Genomic DNA, 18,500 nt, shown 5'->3' with positions numbered 1-18,500 from the left:
CGGAAGCCCAAGAAAAGATAATCGGAATTTATCTAATTCAATAACGTGAAATTCGTCTGGCTAAAAAACGCTCCAAAGAGGGCAAAGCCAGACAGAAAAGGAGTTCAAACAATGTCTCAAACTGCAGAAAAAAAAGCAGAGTTAGGTGGTGCAGGCCTACGCGGTCAAAGCGCTGGAAGCACAGCTTTATGTACTGTCGGAAAAACGGGGACCGGTCTGACTTATCGCGGTTACGATATTACTGACCTTGCCAATAATGCTCAATTTGAAGAAGTTGCACATCTTCTGTTACGCGGTCACTTACCAACTCAGAAAGAACTGGATGCGTACAAGACACATCTCTTAAACCTTCGCGGCTTACCAACTGAGCTTAAGCAAGCGTTAGAGCTTATTCCTGCTACTGCTCACCCAATGGATGTGATGCGCACTGGTTGTTCTGTGTTAGGAAACCTAGAGCAAGAAATGAGCTTCGATGAGCAATTGCATTCGACGGAACGTATGCTGGCGCTTTTCCCAGCTATCATCTGCTACTGGTATCGTTTTAGTCATGATGGCGTTCGTATCGATACAGAAGATCAAACCGAAGACTGCATCGGCGGTTACTTCTTGCGATTGCTTACAGATAAAGAGCCATCAGCGCTACACAAGCAAGTGATGCACTGTTCCTTAATCCTTTACGCTGAGCATGAATTCAACGCATCAACTTTTGCAGCACGCGTTTGTGCATCAACGTTGTCAGACATCCATTCTTGTATCACGGCAGCAATCGGTACGCTTCGTGGACCACTTCACGGCGGTGCGAACGAAGCGGCGATGGAAATGATTGAAGATTGGCAAACGCCCGACGAGGCGGAAGCGAACATCATGAAAATGCTGGCCAACAAAGACAAGATCATGGGCTTTGGTCATGCGATTTATCGAGAAAGCGACCCTCGCAACGCACTGATCAAACGTTGGTCTGAGGAATTGTCGAAGCATGTGGGTGACACGCATTTATACGCAGTATCTGAGCGTGTTGAATCGGTGATGAAGCGTGAGAAAGGCTTGTTCTGTAATGCGGACTTCTTCCATGCATCGGCGTACCACTTTATGGATATTCCGACCAAGCTGTTCACACCAATTTTTGTGATGAGCCGTTTAACTGGTTGGGCTGCACACGTTTATGAGCAACGTGCTAATAACCGCATCATTCGCCCAAGTGCTGATTACACGGGCCCAGATCATCAAGAATGGGTACCTATCGAGAATCGCTAGCGCGAAGGTCAATCAGGGCACATATGCTTTGGTTGACCACCTCCTTCCTTTGTACCTCTCTCTGACAGAGGAAGGAGCCCCTCTCATCACGATGTTTCTGGAGCAATGGAAAAACGTTGATGAAGGCAAGATGTACAGACTGAATGGAAGCAAACCATGAACACAAATATTAATACCCAATATCGTAAGCCGCTTCCGGGAACTCAACTGGATTACTTTGATGCACGCGAAGCCGTCAATGCCATTTCTCCTGGAGCCTATGAAAAACTCCCTTACACCTCCCGCGTGCTAGCTGAGCAACTGGTCCGTCGCTGTGATCCGAACACATTGACGGATAGCCTAAAACAGTTAATTGAACGTAAACGTGATCTTGATTTTCCTTGGTATCCAGCACGTGTTGTTTGTCATGACATTCTTGGTCAGACTGCTCTAGTCGATTTAGCGGGTCTGCGCGATGCTATTTCGGATCAGGGTGGCGATCCTGCAAAAGTGAACCCTGTGGTTGAGACTCAATTGATCGTTGACCATTCTTTAGCGGTTGAGCATGCGGGCTTTGAACCTGATGCCTTCGACAAAAACCGCGCGATTGAAGAGCGCCGTAATGAAGACCGATTCCACTTTATCGAGTGGTGTAAAACAGCGTTTGAAAACGTCAGTGTGATTCCTGCGGGTAACGGCATCATGCACCAAATCAACTTGGAGAAAATGTCTCCTGTGGTGCAAGCGAAGCAGGGTATTGCCTACCCAGATACCTGTGTGGGTACGGACAGTCACACGCCGCACGTTGATGCATTGGGCGTTATCGCGATCGGTGTTGGTGGTCTGGAAGCTGAAACCGTAATGCTTGGCCGACCATCAATGATGCGTTTACCTGATATTGTCGGTGTCAAACTGACGGGTAAACGTCAACCAGGCATTACCGCAACGGATATTGTCCTCGCGATTACTGAGTTCCTACGTAACGAGCGTGTGGTCTCTTCATATCTTGAATTCTTTGGTGAAGGTGCTCGCGACCTAACAATTGGTGACCGTGCAACCATCTCCAATATGACACCAGAATACGGTGCAACCGCGGGTATGTTCTACATCGATGAGCAGACCATCAACTACCTAAAACTGACTGGTCGTGACGAACAGCAAGTTGACTTAGTTGAGAAGTACGCAAAGCAAACCGGACTTTGGGCTGACGATCTAGATACAGCGGTTTATGAGCGCGTACTTGAGTTCGATTTGTCATCAGTAAGTCGTAACATGGCTGGCCCTTCAAACCCGCACCGCCGTTTGCCAACTTCTGAATTGGCACAACGTGGTATTTCTGGTGCATGGGAAGAGAAAGAAGGTGAGTTGCCAGATGGTGCAGTTATCATTGCTGCTATCACATCATGTACAAACACAAGTAACCCGAGAAACGTGGTTGCGGCTGGCCTTGTCGCGAAGAAAGCCAACGAGCTCGGCCTTGTACGTAAACCTTGGGTGAAATCGTCTTTTGCTCCGGGTTCTAAGGTAGCGCGTCTTTACCTGGAAGAAGCGGGCTTATTACCAGAGTTAGAAAAGCTTGGCTTTGGTATCGTCGGTTACGCATGTACCACTTGTAACGGTATGAGTGGCGCGTTGGATCCAAAAATCCAGCAAGAGATCATTGATCGCGATTTATATGCGACAGCCGTTCTGTCTGGTAACCGCAACTTCGATGGCCGAATCCATCCATACGCGAAACAAGCCTTTTTAGCATCACCACCATTGGTTGTTGCTTATGCGTTAGCGGGTACCATTCGTTTTGATATCGAGCGCGATACTCTGGGTATTGACCAAAACGGTAAACCAATTTACTTAAATGATTTGTGGCCAAGTGACGAAGAGATCGATGCTGTTGTCGGTAATCATGTTAAACCTGAGCAGTTTAAGCAAGTTTACATTCAGATGTTTAAGCTGGATGACGCAGAGAAAAGCTCTAGTCCGCTTTACGACTGGCGTCCGATGAGTACCTACATTCGCCGTCCTCCCTATTGGCAAAAAGAAGGGGAAGGTGCGCTGGCGGGTGAAAGAACACTGTCTGGCATGCGTCCATTAGCGATTCTGGGCGACAACATCACGACTGACCACCTGTCACCATCCAACGCGATCATGGCGAGCAGTGCTGCGGGTGAATACCTTGCCAAAATGGGCGTTCCGGAAGAGGACTTCAACTCTTATGCGACTCACCGTGGCGATCACTTAACGGCGCAACGTGCGACCTTTGCTAACCCGAAACTATTTAACGAAATGGTGAAAGAGAACGGTGAAGTCGTTCAGGGTTCTCTGGCGCGAATCGAACCAGAAGGCCAGGTTGTACGCATGTGGGAAGCGATTGAAACCTACATGAATCGTAAACAACCATTGATTGTTGTCGCCGGCGCGGATTACGGTCAGGGTTCATCTCGTGACTGGGCAGCAAAAGGTGTTCGTTTGGCAGGCGTAGAAGCCATTGTTGCTGAAGGCTTTGAGCGTATTCACCGTACTAACTTGGTTGGCATGGGCGTACTGCCGTTGCAATTCAAACCAGGTGTAAACCGTAATACGTTAGAACTGGATGGTACGGAACTTTACGACGTAGTTGGCGAGATTAAACCGGGTGCGGATCTGGCCTTGGTTATCACGCGTAGCAACGGCGATAAAGTTGACGTTCCTGTTACCTGCCGCCTAGACACCGCTGACGAAGTTCATGTGTACAACGCGGGCGGTGTTCTGCAGCGTTTTGCGCAAGATTTCTTGGCGCAATAAGGAGTGCGTATGTCAAATAATACTCCGAATCAAACAAGCCAAATAAAAGTGCCCGCGACGTACATGCGTGGCGGCACGAGTAAAGGTGTCTTTTTCAACCTAGAGGATTTGCCTCAAGAAGCGCAAGTGGCTGGAGCCGCGCGTGACAAGCTGTTGTTACGTGTTATCGGCAGCCCGGATCCTTACGCGAAGCAAATTGATGGCATGGGTGGTGCGACCTCCAGCACCAGTAAAACAGTGATTGTTTCTCGCAGTAGCCGAGCAGATCACGATGTTGACTACTTGTTTGGACAAGTGTCGATCGACAAACCATTCGTCGATTGGAGTGGTAACTGCGGCAACTTGTCTGCGGCAGTTGGTCCCTTCGCCATTCATGCTGGGCTGATTCCACAAGATCGCATTCCAGAAAATGGCATTGTGACGGTGCGTGTTTGGCAGGTGAACATCAGCAAAACCATCTTTATTCACGTTCCAATTGTTAATGGTTTCGTCCAAGAAACCGGCGAGTTTGAGCTTGATGGCGTGACGTTTCCAGCCGCTGAGATTCAAGTCGATTTCGTTGACCCTTCTGATGGCGAGGGCAGCATGTTCCCAACAGGCAACTTAGTTGATGATTTAGTGGTGCCGGATGTGGGTACGTTCAACGCGACCTTTATTAACGCGGGCATACCAACCATTTTTATTGATGCTGAATCGATTGGATATCAGGGCACCGAGCTGCAAGACGATATCAACAACGATGACACAGCATTAGCGATGTTCGAATCCATCCGTGCACATGGCGCGTTAAAAATGGGCCTGATTTCTGATTTAGAAGAAGCTCAAACACGTCAACATACGCCGAAAATAGCGTTTGTTTCTAAACCGAAAAGTTACCTGTCTTCAAGTGGTAAAGCCGTTAATGAGTCGGATATTGATGTGCTCGTTCGCGCGCTGTCGATGGGCAAACTTCACCATGCAATGATGGGAACAGCAGCCGTTGCTATCGCTTCAGCGGCGTGTGTACCGGGTACGTTGGTTAACTTGGCTGCTGGTGGCGGTGAAAAAGAGTCAGTGACTTTTGGCCACCCCTCAGGAACGTTAAAAGTTGGAGCACAAGCGAAGCAAGCTGAACAGGGCTGGGTGGTACAAAAAGCCATCATGAGCCGAAGTGCGAGAATACTAATGGAGGGATTTGTGCGTGTACCCTCTGATGTCTTTGAGTGAAAAGAACGGTCTTTGAATAGAACGAGAGCAATGTCAGGACATACTGGAGGAAGCAATATGTCTTCATACGAAAAAGAATACTTATGGGCGAAGAATGAACCGGAGAGTTTTTGGCGCGCTCAAGCGGAGAATATCGATTGGTTCGAATCTCCTAAAACCATCTTGAAATCTGATGAGAACGGCATCGAACGTTGGTTCCCAGATGGAGTAATGAATACGTGCTGGTTAGCATTGGATTACCATTGCGAGCAAGGACGCGGTGATAATACGGCACTCATTTATGACTCGCCAGTAACCGGCAATAAAACCACGTATACCTATAGTAACCTGCGTGACCAAGTGGCAAAAATTGCCGGCATGCTGTCTGCCCAAGGCGTTGAAAAAGGCGACCGAGTCGTTATTTACATGCCGATGATTCCAGAAGCCGCAATGGCGATGCTAGCCTGCGCGCGTTTGGGGGCGATTCACTCCGTTGTATTCGGTGGTTTTGCACCTAATGAGCTTGCTGTACGAATTGAAGATGCAGAGCCGAAAGTCATCATGACGGCGTCATGTGGGATTGAGATCAACAAAGTTATTCCATATAAGCCAATGGTAGACAAGGCCATTATGGACAGCCGATGGAAGCCTGAAAAAGTATTTATATTCCAGCGTCCTGAGTGCGAAGCCGATCTAAACCAAGAAAGAGATCTGGATTGGCAGCAAGAGTACAACCAAGCGTTGCCACACGGTTGTGTTCCGGTGTTGGCAACCGATCCACTCTACATTCTTTATACTTCGGGTACGACAGGTAAGCCAAAAGGCGTTGTGCGTGACAACGGTGGCCATGCCGTCGCGATGAAGTACTCTATGAGCGCAATCTACAACATTCCTCAAGATGGCGTATTTTGGGCGGCATCTGATGTTGGTTGGGTAGTAGGGCACTCTTACATTGTTTACGCGCCACTGATTCACGGTTGCACAACAATCCTATTCGAAGGCAAGCCCGTCCGAACACCGGATCCTGGCGCGTTCTGGCGAGTGTGTGACGAATACAAAGTAGATGCGTTGTTCTCTGCCCCGACAGCATTCCGTGCGATCAAGAAAGAAGACCCAGAAGGTGAGTTTTTAAAACAGTATGATCTCTCTAAATTGAAAACCATCTTTATGGCAGGAGAACGCCTTGACCCTCCAACACTGGAATGGGTTCAGAGCAAAGCAGACAAACCCGTTATTGACCACTGGTGGCAAACGGAAACGGGTTGGGCTATCGCGGGCAACCCAACAGGTGTTGAAATGATGCCAGTTAAAGCGGGTTCTTCGACGAAGCCAATTCCGGGTTATCAGGTCGAGATTCTGAATGAACTTGGAGAGTCGGTCGGGCCTAACCAACAAGGCTTTGTCGCATTAAAACGTCCGCTGCCACCGAGTTGTCTGCCAACGGTTTGGCGTAACCATGACCGTTTTGAAACCGGTTATCTCAGCCAATTCCCTGGCTACTATGTGTCAGGTGATGGTGGCTATCTGGATGAAGACGGTTACCTATTCATTATGGGACGTATTGATGACGTGATTAATGTCGCGGGGCATCGTTTATCGACAGGCGAAATGGAAGAAATTGTCGGTGGCCACCCAGCGATTGCGGAATGTGCGGTCGTGGGTATCCACGATGATCTAAAAGGGCAGTTACCACTTGGTTTTGTTGTGCTTAAAGATGGTGTCAAAGTGGACGAGCTTGATCTTGAAGGTGAGCTTGTTGGCAAGGTACGTAGTGAGATCGGTGCGGTTGCCTGCTTTAAGCATGCATTGGTTGTGGATCGCTTACCGAAAACACGTTCGGGTAAAATTCTGCGCCGAACCATACGTCAAATAGCCGATGGTGAAAAATACACCGTTCCGTCAACGATTGATGACCCAAGTAGCTTGAACGAAATTGAACGAGTGTTAAGACGCTAATTAAAACTCAATTCTAGCTAACCCCTGATCCTCGAACTCTGTAGGTTGGTTCTGCCTCTGTACGCTTATTAAGTGCAGGGGCTTTTTTGTTTGTAGATAGCGTAAACGTCTCGTGCAGGCAATTTTGTGACTTGCCAATACGGCATTTTCCTCACAAACTACAGCCATTCAATTTTTAGTGACCCTTTGTATGACCACGTTTGTAATTAAATCTGCGTGTTTTAGCGACCTTGAGTCGCTCAACGACCTTATGTTTGAGCTGCATGATGAGCATCATCTTCAATCTCCTGAGCTGTTCAAAACTGCAGAGGAGATAGAGCAAGAAAAAAGTATTGCTCGATACATTGATGATCCTGAATGTCTTGTTTATGTAGCAAAACAAGGAGATGAAATGATTGGTTTTATCTCTGGTCATTTCTGTGAACTTGTTTCTACCGTCAGTCAGCCGGTTATGATGGGAAGTGTGGATGAGCTCTATGTGTTACCTGAGTTTAGGAAACAAGGCACAGCTCAGGCATTGATTAACAAAATTGAGTCAACGTTCTCTGATTACGGTGCAAAACAGATGTTTGTTGAAGTATGGCACTTTAACCAGGGTGCAATCTCTTTGTATGAAAAACAAGGGTTTGCACACCATATTCACTATCTAAGAAAGCCGTTGAGCTAATGACCATGCTTAATTTTAATATTGTGATACACATTCTAGCGAATTGAAATCATTCAGTTCGTCAATAGACTTTTCTCTATAAGTTGCTCGCAATGTTAGTAAATTAATATGCGCCCACATTGGTATTGGCGTTTTTGTCTGCTTGTTTATTAGTAGCACGAGGATCGTGCTTACAAAAACAAGAGGACAATATTTTGAAACTAACAAAATCGTTACTTGCGTTGGCTGTTTTGCCAATGTTCGCAAGTGCTGATGATTTGTCACAGACACAAAATCACACTATACAACCCCAGATCGTAGGCGGCATCACTGCTGATCCTAGTGAGTGGAGATTCTACACCCAAATTGTTAGCCGTTATGGTAACCGATCATATTGTGGTGCCAGCTATATTGGGAATGGCTATGTCCTGACTGCGGCCCACTGTGTCGAGGGTGATTCACCGAATCAGATTGCGGTTAAAATCGGTGGCGTCGTTTACAATGGCACTGACGGTGTTCGATCTAACGTGAGTGAAATCCACATGCACCCGGCATATCGCCGAGCAACGCTTTCTCACGATCTCGCAGTCTTAAAGTTAGACTCTGTACCTCAAGGTGTTGCTGCGGTTGAAATTGCCGATGGCAGTCTAACGCAATACGCCAGCATCGGAGATTGGCTTACAGTCGCAGGTTTAGGGAGAACCTCTGAAGGAGGAAGCTCTCCATCTCGGTTGCAAGAGGTTGACGTTCCACTCGTGTCAGACACGACTTGTCGTCAAGCCGGTGGCAATTACACAACCGTTGGAGAAGTGTCATTCTGTGCGGGAATTCCTCAAGGTGGGATAGATTCCTGTCAGGGAGATAGCGGTGGCCCAATCGTTATTAATCGTGGTGGCGTAATTACTCAACTTGGCGTGGTCAGTTGGGGGATAGGTTGTGCTCGTCCGGGTATGTATGGTGTTTATAGCGATATCGCCGCCATGCGTAATTTTGTTAATGGTGTCATTGGCACGGCTACACCTCCGAAAGAGAATGTTTCTGTTGGGTATACCACCGAACAGACATTGGCATCATTTAATGTTGGCGAGTTGCAGCAACATAGTTTTGTTATCAAAAATTCAGGTAACACGACGTTCACTGTAGAAAACGTTCGCGCGTTTGCTTCTGGCGTTGCTGATGCTGCCGTTATTGCTAATGATCAGTGTTCTCAGGCGACGTTAGCAATGAATGCAAGTTGTCGTGTCGATGTCGAATTTGGAGCAGCTCAGGCGGGAGAAGCAAGAGTTGCTTTGAACTTCAACGTTGATAAGACCAGTACACAATATCAGGCGCTAGTGTCGGCTCAAGCGAAAACAGTGACAACGCCTCCAACAGATAACTGCGCAGCAGAATGGCAAGCGAGTACGGTGTATCTCAAAGGGGATAACGTTACTTGGAATGGCAAAGTGTGGCAGGCGCAGTGGTGGACTCAAGGCGATAACCCAGCAGACTCTGGACCTTGGGGTGTTTGGCAAGAAGTTCGCGACGCACATTGCAAGTCTAACTAACCATCAAGCATTCAAAAGCTGATTCGTCGGTGACTTGAGGTAGAATTCATTCTTGGTTTCAACGAACAGCGCATAGTTATCATAAGCAGGGTTTATTGTTTTCGAATAATAAGCCCTTTTTTATTGTTCCAACTTTGAGAACCCATAAAATGTGTATGACTTTATCCTGACGCTACCTTCATATAACTGGCAGAATTGCGATCAACATTTCATGTTTTGTCTGATTTTTGTCAGGTTTGCATTAAATTACTCTCCAATGAGCTTCAAGATCATGCTTTATTCGATCAACGTTGTTTGGCATAACTCGTTACTTAATTTTTATCGAAAAAGATAAGATTAACTGCCATTATTCATTGGTTATCATAATGTTTACTTAAGGTCATATTTTGTGTTGAGACAGCTGTTATTACTCATCCTTTGTTTTATTTTGTTACCTGTTTCACCAATCTCTACGGCTAAAGCTGCCGCGAGCGAAGTAAAAGGGGCGCTCTGCGTTGTTCGTGCTGACGACAAGTTAGTGCTAGTTCATGAAATATTGACGGATAAGATTTCTCTACCAGGTGGGACAATTATTGATGGAGAATCCCCCCAAGTTGCTGCGCAAAGAGAAACGTGGGAAGAAACGGGTTTAGTGGTCACGGTTGGGGAGGAACTTGGCAGAACTGACACCGCGGTTTATTACGATTGCATATCAGATTCTGAGATTATTGCTTTTTCGATGAACAATTCCTTAGGTGGGAATGAGTTACCTATTTGGTTTGCTCCTCACTACGGAGTAGAAATCGCATCTGCAATGTTACTTGGACCATCCGAGCTGCCATCATTTTTGTACCGCTATCCCGCTCAATGGCCACAAGCCATTCAGTTTTTTGAACAAGCTACTCAGCAGTCCGCATCTTATGTGACTCAGTTGATCGAATCCGCGCCTTCATTTCGTCAGATTGAATTGAGGTGGATGAAAGACTTACAAAGCTGGGTAGGGGCATTATCAGGAACGAGTTTCGAGGTAGCGAATCAGATCTCAAATCTTGTTATAGAACTGACAGAACCTACGATACTGCTTTTTCTATTTCCGTTAGTAATGATGCGTTTTGGTAGTCGATTTGTATTCCGACTCTTTTTCGCTATTAGCGCGACGTCCCTGATGGTACTTGTAGCTCAACAGGGTTTTGCGCTTCCTCGCCCGCATGTCTATATACCAATGATGGAGTTAACACACAGCTTTGGATTTAGTTTTCCAAGTTTGCCTATTGCTGTTTGGTTTTGTGTTTTAACCTTTTTATTTCAGAGAACGCATTATTTCGGTTTTAATGGTACGACCGCTGTCATGATGCTCATCACGCTTACTATTATGTTATGTAAGTTTTTCCTTGGTAGCGCCTTTTTCTTAGATATGTTGTTTGGTGCGCTGTTAGGAAGCTTGGTGGCCTGGCATGTTCTGCGATTGGAAACAAATCAAGACGTGAATGTTGATCAAGTGCTGAGCTCAAAAGGCGTCTGGTTCATTATGACTGCGGTAACGGCGGTCATCTCTGTTATCTGGCCATTACCTGTGTTTGGTCGTTGGTTGGCTATTTTAATTACGGCATCAGCATTGGTTATGACGTTTAGAGAGTCAAAAGTGCATTTGGATTCTCGTCAGATGATTTTTGTAACGCTTGCGTTGGTATTCGTTGAGCAACTTTATTTGTACTCAAGCTCTGTTGTCTCGTTTAGTGGTTTGTGGTCATTGGTATTGTCGACGTTGCATTATCCATTGTTGATGTTGCTGTTTATCTTGCTTGCAAGAAAGCTGATTCATGAAAAACAACAGAGAGAAACAGTGCTAGATTGATGGTTGTATGCTTTCTTTCTCAGGCATACGAGTAAAAAGAAAGCCTTGCTTTACAGCAAGGCTTTTTTGTACGTTGAGTAGCTCAACAATGTGGCTTTGCGTATATCTGACGCCATGGCTGAGTTAAAGGTAATAACGTTGACGCAATAGCGGCGGAGAGAATTAAGCGTTAAGGACGAATTTTTCAATCGCTTTAGCGACACCGTGTTCATCATTACTTACCGTAATGTAATCAGCGATTTGTTTGGTCTCTTCCATCGCATTTCCCATCGCGATACCAAGGCCAGCGTACTTCAGCATGTGGTGGTCATTTTCAGCATCACCCATACAGATCACTTCTTCCGGTTGAATACCTAGATACTCAGCAATTGCAGCAACACCAATACCTTTGTTGCTCGCTGGGTTAAGAAATTCCAGGAAGAACGGAGCGCTTTGAACCACCGTAAACTCTTCACGCATTTCAGACGGAAGCGCTGCGATGACCTCAGTTAACTTACTTGGCTCGGCAACCATCATTGCTTTGATGATTGGATGATCATCTTCTAGCGATTCAAAATTAATCTCTGTTACATTTAAGCCATTAATGTTGGCTTCGATGTCAGTGTATGGGTTTTTCTCATTGGTGATCAAGCCATGTACTTGGCTGAATGCGTGCACATAAGCGCCTAATTCTTTCGCTTTACGAGCGACTAATTTAGCTGCCTTACCATCAATGATTTGCTGGTGGATGATTTCATTTGTTCCTACGTTCTTAACCATAGAGCCATTGTAGAAAAGGACAAAATCTTTATCGGAATGGATATTCAGTTCGTCGAGCTTGCCTTGCATTCCTTCTAATGGGCGACCAGAAGCGAGAACGACAGTAACGCCTGCTTCGCGAGCCTTTGCGATCGCTTGTTTGTTTTCTTCAGAGATTGCTTTATCACTATTGAGCAGTGTGCCATCCATATCTAATGCGATCAGTTTATACATCATTTCTTACCTTAAAGTTTTTGGGAACTGTAAGTGAATAAGGTCTGGTATAACGCTAACCAGAAACCTACGCTCACCACGACTATGAAACTACAAAATGGTCTATTTTAACAATTAATTTTTGGTTTAAATTGACCTAGACACGTGTGTCCATTAAGGTCTTCGCCTCGAAGTATTATGAGTTGAGTGAGTTCTACGTTGTATAAGCTAAATGAGATGTTTGAAACCATCCAAGGGGAAGGGGTTTTCACTGGAGTTCCTGCTGTTTTTGTTCGCCTTCAAGAGTGTCCGGTTGGTTGCTCATGGTGCGATACCAAACAAACGTGGTATGCAGATGAAAATGACCAACGTCAAATTGGTGATATTTTGGTGAAGACGGAAGATTCTCCGACATGGTGCGTCGCATCTGCCGAGAACATCGTAGAGCAATATCAACTGCAAGGCTTTAATGCTAAACATATCGTGATTACTGGTGGGGAGCCTTGTATTTATGATCTACGCCCTTTAACAAAGGCGTTTGAGGATATGGGTTGCCAATGCCAAATCGAAACGAGTGGCACATCAGAAGTCATCACGTCAGAAAATACATGGGTGACCGTGTCACCAAAAGTGGCGATGAAGGGTAAACTGCCAGTTCTCAATAGCGCGTTAGAGCGTGCGAATGAGATTAAGCACCCAGTTGGTACGCAAAAAGACATCGACCACCTTGATGAGCTATTGGCAAATGCGAATGTCGCGGTTGAGACTGTCATTGCATTGCAGCCTATTAGCCAAAAGCCTCGTGCAACGCAATTGTGTATTGAAACGTGCATTGCTCGCAATTGGCGTTTGTCTGTTCAAACTCATAAATACTTAAGTATTGCTTAAGAGCGGAGAGAGAAATGAAAAAAGCCGTTGTTGTTTTTAGTGGTGGTCAGGATTCCACGACTTGTCTGGTTCAAGCACTTAAAGAGTTTGATGAAGTTCATGCCATTACTTTTGATTATGGTCAGCGCCACAAGTTAGAGATAGAAGTGGCACAAAAGATCGCAAAGGATCTTGGCGTCAAAGCGCATAAAGTGATGGATGTTGGCCTTTTAAACGAACTTGCGATTAGCTCTCTCACGCGTGATGACATTCCTGTCTCACACGAATTGCAAGAAAACGGCCTACCAAACTCTTTTGTTCCTGGCCGGAACATCCTATTTTTAACGCTCGCAGGAATCTACGCCTACCAAATTGGGGCTGAAACCGTAATTACTGGCGTGTGTGAAACCGACTTTAGTGGTTATCCAGATTGTCGTGACGATTTTGTGCAAGCAATGAACACGGCTTTGGTGCAAGGGATGGACCGTAACCTGACGATCAAAACACCGCTAATGTGGCTAAATAAAGCAGAAACGTGGGCGTTAGCTGATCAATATGACGCGTTGCAACTGGTTCGTGAAAATACGTTGACCTGCTACAACGGGGTCATTGGCGATGGTTGCGGTGATTGCCCATCGTGCGATTTGCGCAAAGCTGGCTTAGATGATTACCTAAACAATAAAGAGACCGTAATGCAGTCTCTTGTGAACAAGCAGGCTGCTGACGTTTAGTCGTGCCTTGCTTTACTGGCTAACATAGTCAGAACTTAGGCTAATTGGCTCATCGTATGCGTCTATAATGATGTTTTTTCCCTGCTTTTTAGCCTGGTATAAAGCTTGGTCTAGTATCGAATAAAGTTCATCAAAGTTGGTAAGCGGCATTGATGTTGATAGATAGGCCAAGCTAGCAGTTACACTCAGATCACTATTATTTACCGTGCGTACGCGCTTCTCTGAAATCGTTTTGTGTAGGCTTTGCACCCGGAAAGGAACGTCAATTTCATCGACGTTTTTCAATAATAAGATAAACTCTTCTCCACCCAAACGGCCGATATACTCTCCCTTATTGAGCTTAGCTTTAAGCACTTGGCAAACTTGCTGTAACACCAAGTCGCCAGTCGGATGACCGTATTGATCATTTATCGTCTTAAAGTCATCAAGGTCGATTAATGCTAAAACATAGCGGAAGTCTTCGTCCGCTTTGGAGGTTTGACCTTTGATGGTCTCTATAATTGCCGCTCTATTCAACGCACATGTTAGACTATCTATTTTGGCTTTTTGTCGTGTTTGTCGCTGAAGTATCAATGCCAGAATGAGCAAGACCAACAAACAGGAAACCACAAAATTATAAGTGCGCTTTTGATCGGTAAGCTTCTCAAATTGATTCTGATTTAAGCTTTTTTCATTATTCAACCGAGCGACTTGAAGATCATATTCGTACTCTTTCTTTGTGAGGTCTAATGCCTCTAATGCTTTAATATTGCTAGCGTCTCGGTTGGCCAATTCAATGGTTGAATAGGCTTCGTGGTGCTCTAATGCCAGTTTATAATCACCTTGGGCTTGGTACGCTTTGGAAAGGAGTAATTGAGCTTGTGCCTGTAATAATGGCCTAGAGTTATTGATCGCTAGTGTTAACGCGACTTTGCCATGTGCAATCGATTTTTCAGTAGCATGGTTTTTCAAATACGCGAACCCAGCAGCTAAATGTCCTTCCGTTTCGAGGTGCGTATTTTCATACGTTTCAGCAATGTCTAAAGCTTTTCTAATGTAATCTACTGCGGTATCCAGTTGCCCACTTTCTGCTAAAACCGCAGACAGCCCTAAGTAGCTTAACCCTTGACCATATGGGTAGTGGAGCTGGTTGAGTATTGTTAATGCATTTTGATAATGATTGATGGCTTTATCGAATTCTTTGGATTTCTTATACATTGCCCCAAGGCTATGTTCGACTTGGGCGACTTTGAGTGGTGTCCCTTCATCTTGACGAGCGAGTAGGGCTTGGATGAGATATTGTTCTGATTGTTCAAACTGCCCAAGCTCTGCAAGTAAATTTCCGACGTCATTATAAATGCCAGAAGGATCGGTTTGAGCAGACATGTTGGCCAGCAGCTTTCGATAAAGGCTCAGCGCTTTTTCATAGTCACCACGATAGTTATAATTGTTCGCTACCACACGTAACGCGAGATCAATAGGGAAGTTTTCTTGGTGTTGTTGACTTAGATGGCTTTCTAACGACGAGCAATAAAAGTTTGCTTTGTGATAACGACCTTGTTGATTCAAGGTATAACAGAGCTGATAGTTCATCAAAGCTTTGCCTTCAGAATCTGAAGTCTGCTTCATTTTTTGTCGCAATGAAGAAAAGCTATTTACTGAGGCGTCATAACTACCATGCTTACGTTCATTTAAGGCAAGAATGTACTCTGACTCTAACTGAGCAAAGTTATTGTTGAGAACTTGGCTGCTTCCATAGTACGGCTGCTTTATGTTCGACATGTATTCATAAATCAGCCCGCTGACGTAGAGTTTTTCGCTGTGCGATTTCGCGGTGTGGTATCGATCTTGAAGCATGCTTAATGCTGAGTCAGGATTACTTCTCAATGTGGTTTGATAAACGGCGTGCCACTGCGTGATATTTTGTTCTGGCTCAATATCTTGAGTGTCACTAGCATATACCGGGGCGAGTAAGAGTGACGCAAGCAAAGGATAGAGCGTGCGCATATTTAAACGTGCCTTATGTTCTTTTGTTGCTTTGGAATTGGAGAATCATAACGCTATTAATTGATCAGCGTTGTGATTGATTTGGGTGTACGAAGAAAAAGAATAGGAAAACTATGCACTTGGTCGACATATCAAAAAAGAGCATAAAAAGAAAGACCCCAACATAAAGTTGAGGTCTAGAAGTCGTTATGCAATGTAAAGCTTTGCTAGATCTTGAGGCTCCATTTCTTTGCCTTCTAGCTGATCGTTCCAGTTAGTACCAACAAGAACACCATCTTCTGCAAGAGTTAAAAGCCAATCTTCAACAAAGATATCTAGTGGGATTTCTAGTACAGTGAAGTCAGCCCATTCTTCAACATTGTGCGCTTCTGCATCTTCTTTAGAAGACCAGAAAGGCATGACTTCACTGTTTTCGAATTCAGTTGAATCGCAAGATAGCCAACCTTCTTCATTGCGTAAACCCCAAACCAGTTGGTTTTCTTTTGTTTCTGCAACAAAAAGGTCAAGGTTTGCTTGGATATCTGATGTAAGTTTGCTCATTTCAAAACTCTCGTTGTTATGACGCCGCTAGGGTAACACTAAAGTGCCGATTCCTAAAGCATAATACGGTTATTGCAATGAGTAAAAATAAAGGAGCCGAAGCTCCTTTTCTTATGTCATTCTAGGTTTATTAATGCTTGTTTGAACAAACATTAATACAGATATTTTTACCTTTCAGGGAGGGTAGTGAATATTGTCCACTCTTTTTTAATCTCGCCTTTATAACCAACGACAGAAGCAGTTACTCGGCGGTTTAAAGCGTGGCTGACTTCATCGGTACCTTGTTGCGCTAGGTGAGTATCTCCAAAGCCAACAATACGAACTCTGCTCGGTTCGATGTTGTAGCTCAATAGCGCCTCACGGACATTGCGTGCTCGTCTCTCTGATAGATCTTGGTTGTGCTGAGAGCCACCAACTTTACTCGCGTAGCCGTGCAGTTCGATCGACGTAGTAGGGTATTCTTTTAAAAAATCGGACAGTTCACGTACTTGTCTTCTGAACACGGGATTGATTTCATCAGAATCATTGGCAAAAAGTATTCTCACTTGCATGTTATCTGATGCTTTAATGTATTCGCCGCAACCGTCATTGTCGACTTCTGAGCCTTCCGGTGTTCCAGGGCACATATCTCGAGCGTTGATGACGCCATCGTTATCTTCATCTTGAAGGTCAGCGATTTGCTCTGCACTTGGTACAGGTCGATAGTCATACTCGTCTTCAGCAACAACCTGTTGAGTAACGGCGAGAAGGCTTAATGCAAATAGAATTTTCATTGGTTTCATGATTAGTACTCCACCTTTTCATTCCATTCCGTAGGCACATCGACTCGCAAGGCATTTAACAATTGGCCGGTCGCATTCATTACACGGTATTTCGCGTATTGCTCTGAATATCGAGCATCCAAGTAGTTTTTTCTCGCTTCAAATAACTCGTTTTCAGTATTTAACAAATCCAAAAGGGTTCGTTTACCGATGCGATACTGTTTCTCGTAGGCGATAACAGTTTCAGATGCCGAATCTACGTGATCCGCCAGAAACTCTTTTTGCTGAAGCGTTAAATCTAACGCGCTCCATGATAGACGAAGCCCTTCTTCAACGCTGCGGTATGCGCGTTCTCGTAAATCTTTGGCTTTGTTTAGTTGATAGGCAAAGTTTTCAGCATTGGCGACATCACTACCACCATTAAAGAGGTTGTAACGCATACGCAGCATCGCTGTCGTTTCATCACTGCTTCCTTCGATACCGCTTGCATCATCACGCCACGTTTGAGCCGCTTCTACAGATATCGTTGGATAGTAAGTTCCCTTAGATTGCTTATATTGGAACTTAGCTGAGTCTACATCTGCCATCGAAATTTTGATTACTGGATGCGATTCAAATGCCAAGTCAATTGCTTCATCTATGGTGTAGGGAATAAAGTTCTGGTCCGCTCGCGGAAAAATCAATCCTTGTGGGGACTGTCCGACAAGGCGTGTAAACGTGGTGTGGCTGTCATATAAGTTGTTCTGAGCCGCCACCAAGTTACCGTGAGCTTTTGCTAAACGAGCTTCTACTTGAGTTAGGTCAGCGGTAGACCCAAGTCCTGAGTTAACTCGCTTTTTAATGTCTTCGTAGATCTTCTTATGAACCTTCAAGTTGTTTTCTGAAAGTGTAAGAATTTCATAAGCTTTTACTGAATCTAAGTAAACCTTTGCCACTTCGAGTGCCGTGTCTTGAGCATCAGCGAGCAGTTGATAACGAACTGATTCTGCGTCAGCTGCTGTTCGATCCATATCGTTAAGTGTCGCAGAACCGTCCCATATCAGCTGGGTTAGTGTCACGGTGGCTTCTTTTCTTGTCAGATCCGTTGAATCTCGCCCTGCTTCTGCTGGGTTAATGCCTTCATAACCGATACCGGCGTCTAAATCTACGGATGGGAGGTAAGCACCGCCAGATGCTTCATTCACATACTGCTTGCTAACGAATTCATTGAACGCACTTTTGATGTCAGGATTGGTTTTTAATGTGTTTTCAACCGCTTGCTCTAGTGTTTGCCCAAAAGCATGACTAGCTGCGAACACACCAATGCAAAAGGCGTTGGCACGAGTCCACTTCACTGTGATTCTCCTAGATAATAATAAAATTTCTCGAGGTGAGAGGGCTTATAAGTGGGATACCTATAAGGGCGTCAATAATTTAGCGCACAATAACATTAATACACGATGAAGTAACCTGTTGATTCATTGTTCATTTGTTTCATTCTTG

14 protein-coding genes are annotated in these 18,500 nt (G+C 45.1%); 9 read left to right on the top strand and 5 right to left on the bottom strand.

From position 1 onward, the window contains the following. Positions 1-111 precede the first annotated feature (111 nt). The 7 genes from prpC to ACHFJ9_RS15875 all read left to right on the top strand — a co-directional run bounded on the left by prpC (position 112) and on the right by ACHFJ9_RS15875 (position 11,182). Entirely contained in the window at positions 112-1,254 is a 1,143-nt protein-coding gene (gene prpC / locus ACHFJ9_RS15905; RefSeq protein WP_395355449.1) for a 2-methylcitrate synthase, read from the top strand. A 156-nt stretch (positions 1,255-1,410) separates the two neighbouring features. Continuing rightward, positions 1,411-4,014, top strand: a complete 2,604-nt coding sequence (gene acnD, locus ACHFJ9_RS15900) for a Fe/S-dependent 2-methylisocitrate dehydratase AcnD (RefSeq protein ID WP_395355447.1) — start codon at positions 1,411-1,413, stop codon at positions 4,012-4,014. A 9-nt stretch (positions 4,015-4,023) separates the two neighbouring features. After that, the gene (gene prpF / locus ACHFJ9_RS15895) at positions 4,024-5,220 is read left to right on the top strand and encodes a 2-methylaconitate cis-trans isomerase PrpF (protein WP_395355445.1); all 1,197 of its coding nucleotides are present in this window, start codon (positions 4,024-4,026) and stop codon (positions 5,218-5,220) included. Between the two features lie 57 nt (positions 5,221-5,277). Next, entirely contained in the window at positions 5,278-7,155 is a 1,878-nt protein-coding gene (locus ACHFJ9_RS15890) for a propionyl-CoA synthetase (protein WP_170903342.1), read from the top strand. 190 nt (positions 7,156-7,345) lie between these two features. Further along, positions 7,346-7,822, top strand: coding sequence for a GNAT family N-acetyltransferase (locus tag ACHFJ9_RS15885; RefSeq protein ID WP_104969423.1), 477 nt, complete (start codon positions 7,346-7,348; stop codon positions 7,820-7,822). Between the two features lie 194 nt (positions 7,823-8,016). Further along, positions 8,017-9,348, top strand: coding sequence for a trypsin-like serine protease (locus ACHFJ9_RS15880; protein WP_395355442.1), 1,332 nt, complete (start codon positions 8,017-8,019; stop codon positions 9,346-9,348). A gap of 388 nt (positions 9,349-9,736) precedes the next feature. After that, positions 9,737-11,182: a bifunctional NUDIX hydrolase/phosphatase PAP2 family protein gene (locus ACHFJ9_RS15875; RefSeq protein WP_395214537.1), complete on the top strand. Its 1,446-nt coding sequence runs from the start codon at positions 9,737-9,739 to the stop codon at positions 11,180-11,182. A gap of 162 nt (positions 11,183-11,344) precedes the next feature. On the opposite strand, the gene ACHFJ9_RS15870 is transcribed toward ACHFJ9_RS15875, so the two are convergent. Beyond that, entirely contained in the window at positions 11,345-12,154 is an 810-nt protein-coding gene (locus ACHFJ9_RS15870; RefSeq protein WP_139060563.1) for a Cof-type HAD-IIB family hydrolase, read from the bottom strand. A 216-nt stretch (positions 12,155-12,370) separates the two neighbouring features. Here ACHFJ9_RS15870 and queE point away from each other — a divergent pair, with 216 nt between their 5' ends. Together queE and queC are read left to right on the top strand one after the other, a co-directional pair. Next, the gene (gene queE / locus ACHFJ9_RS15865) at positions 12,371-13,021 is read left to right on the top strand and encodes a 7-carboxy-7-deazaguanine synthase QueE (RefSeq protein WP_041852955.1); all 651 of its coding nucleotides are present in this window, start codon (positions 12,371-12,373) and stop codon (positions 13,019-13,021) included. Between the two features lie 14 nt (positions 13,022-13,035). Then, positions 13,036-13,731, top strand: a complete 696-nt coding sequence (gene queC, locus ACHFJ9_RS15860; protein WP_337168194.1) for a 7-cyano-7-deazaguanine synthase QueC — start codon at positions 13,036-13,038, stop codon at positions 13,729-13,731. A 12-nt stretch (positions 13,732-13,743) separates the two neighbouring features. On the opposite strand, the gene ACHFJ9_RS15855 is transcribed toward queC, so the two are convergent. The 4 genes from ACHFJ9_RS15855 to ACHFJ9_RS15840 form a co-directional block, all read right to left on the bottom strand. Beyond that, the gene (locus tag ACHFJ9_RS15855; protein ID WP_395355438.1) at positions 13,744-15,717 is read right to left on the bottom strand and encodes a diguanylate cyclase; all 1,974 of its coding nucleotides are present in this window, start codon (positions 15,715-15,717) and stop codon (positions 13,744-13,746) included. Positions 15,718-15,903: 186 nt separating this feature from the next. Continuing rightward, positions 15,904-16,257 (bottom strand): DUF2750 domain-containing protein, encoded by a 354-nt coding sequence (locus ACHFJ9_RS15850; RefSeq protein ID WP_005395049.1) that lies wholly within the window; start codon positions 16,255-16,257, stop codon positions 15,904-15,906. A 167-nt stretch (positions 16,258-16,424) separates the two neighbouring features. Beyond that, on the bottom strand, positions 16,425-17,039 hold the full coding sequence (locus tag ACHFJ9_RS15845; protein WP_046874949.1) for an OmpA family protein: 615 nt from the start codon (positions 17,037-17,039) through the stop codon (positions 16,425-16,427). Positions 17,040-17,041: 2 nt separating this feature from the next. Then, positions 17,042-18,352 (bottom strand): TolC family outer membrane protein, encoded by a 1,311-nt coding sequence (locus ACHFJ9_RS15840; RefSeq protein ID WP_005395046.1) that lies wholly within the window; start codon positions 18,350-18,352, stop codon positions 17,042-17,044. Positions 18,353-18,500: the final 148 nt, after the last annotated feature.

The organism is Vibrio sp. D3, assembly GCF_043995865.1.
GTDB classification, from domain to species: domain Bacteria; phylum Pseudomonadota; class Gammaproteobacteria; order Enterobacterales; family Vibrionaceae; genus Vibrio; species Vibrio diabolicus.
Note: the sequence above shows the minus strand (reverse complement) of the source record. Positions and strands in the feature narration are given on the sequence as shown.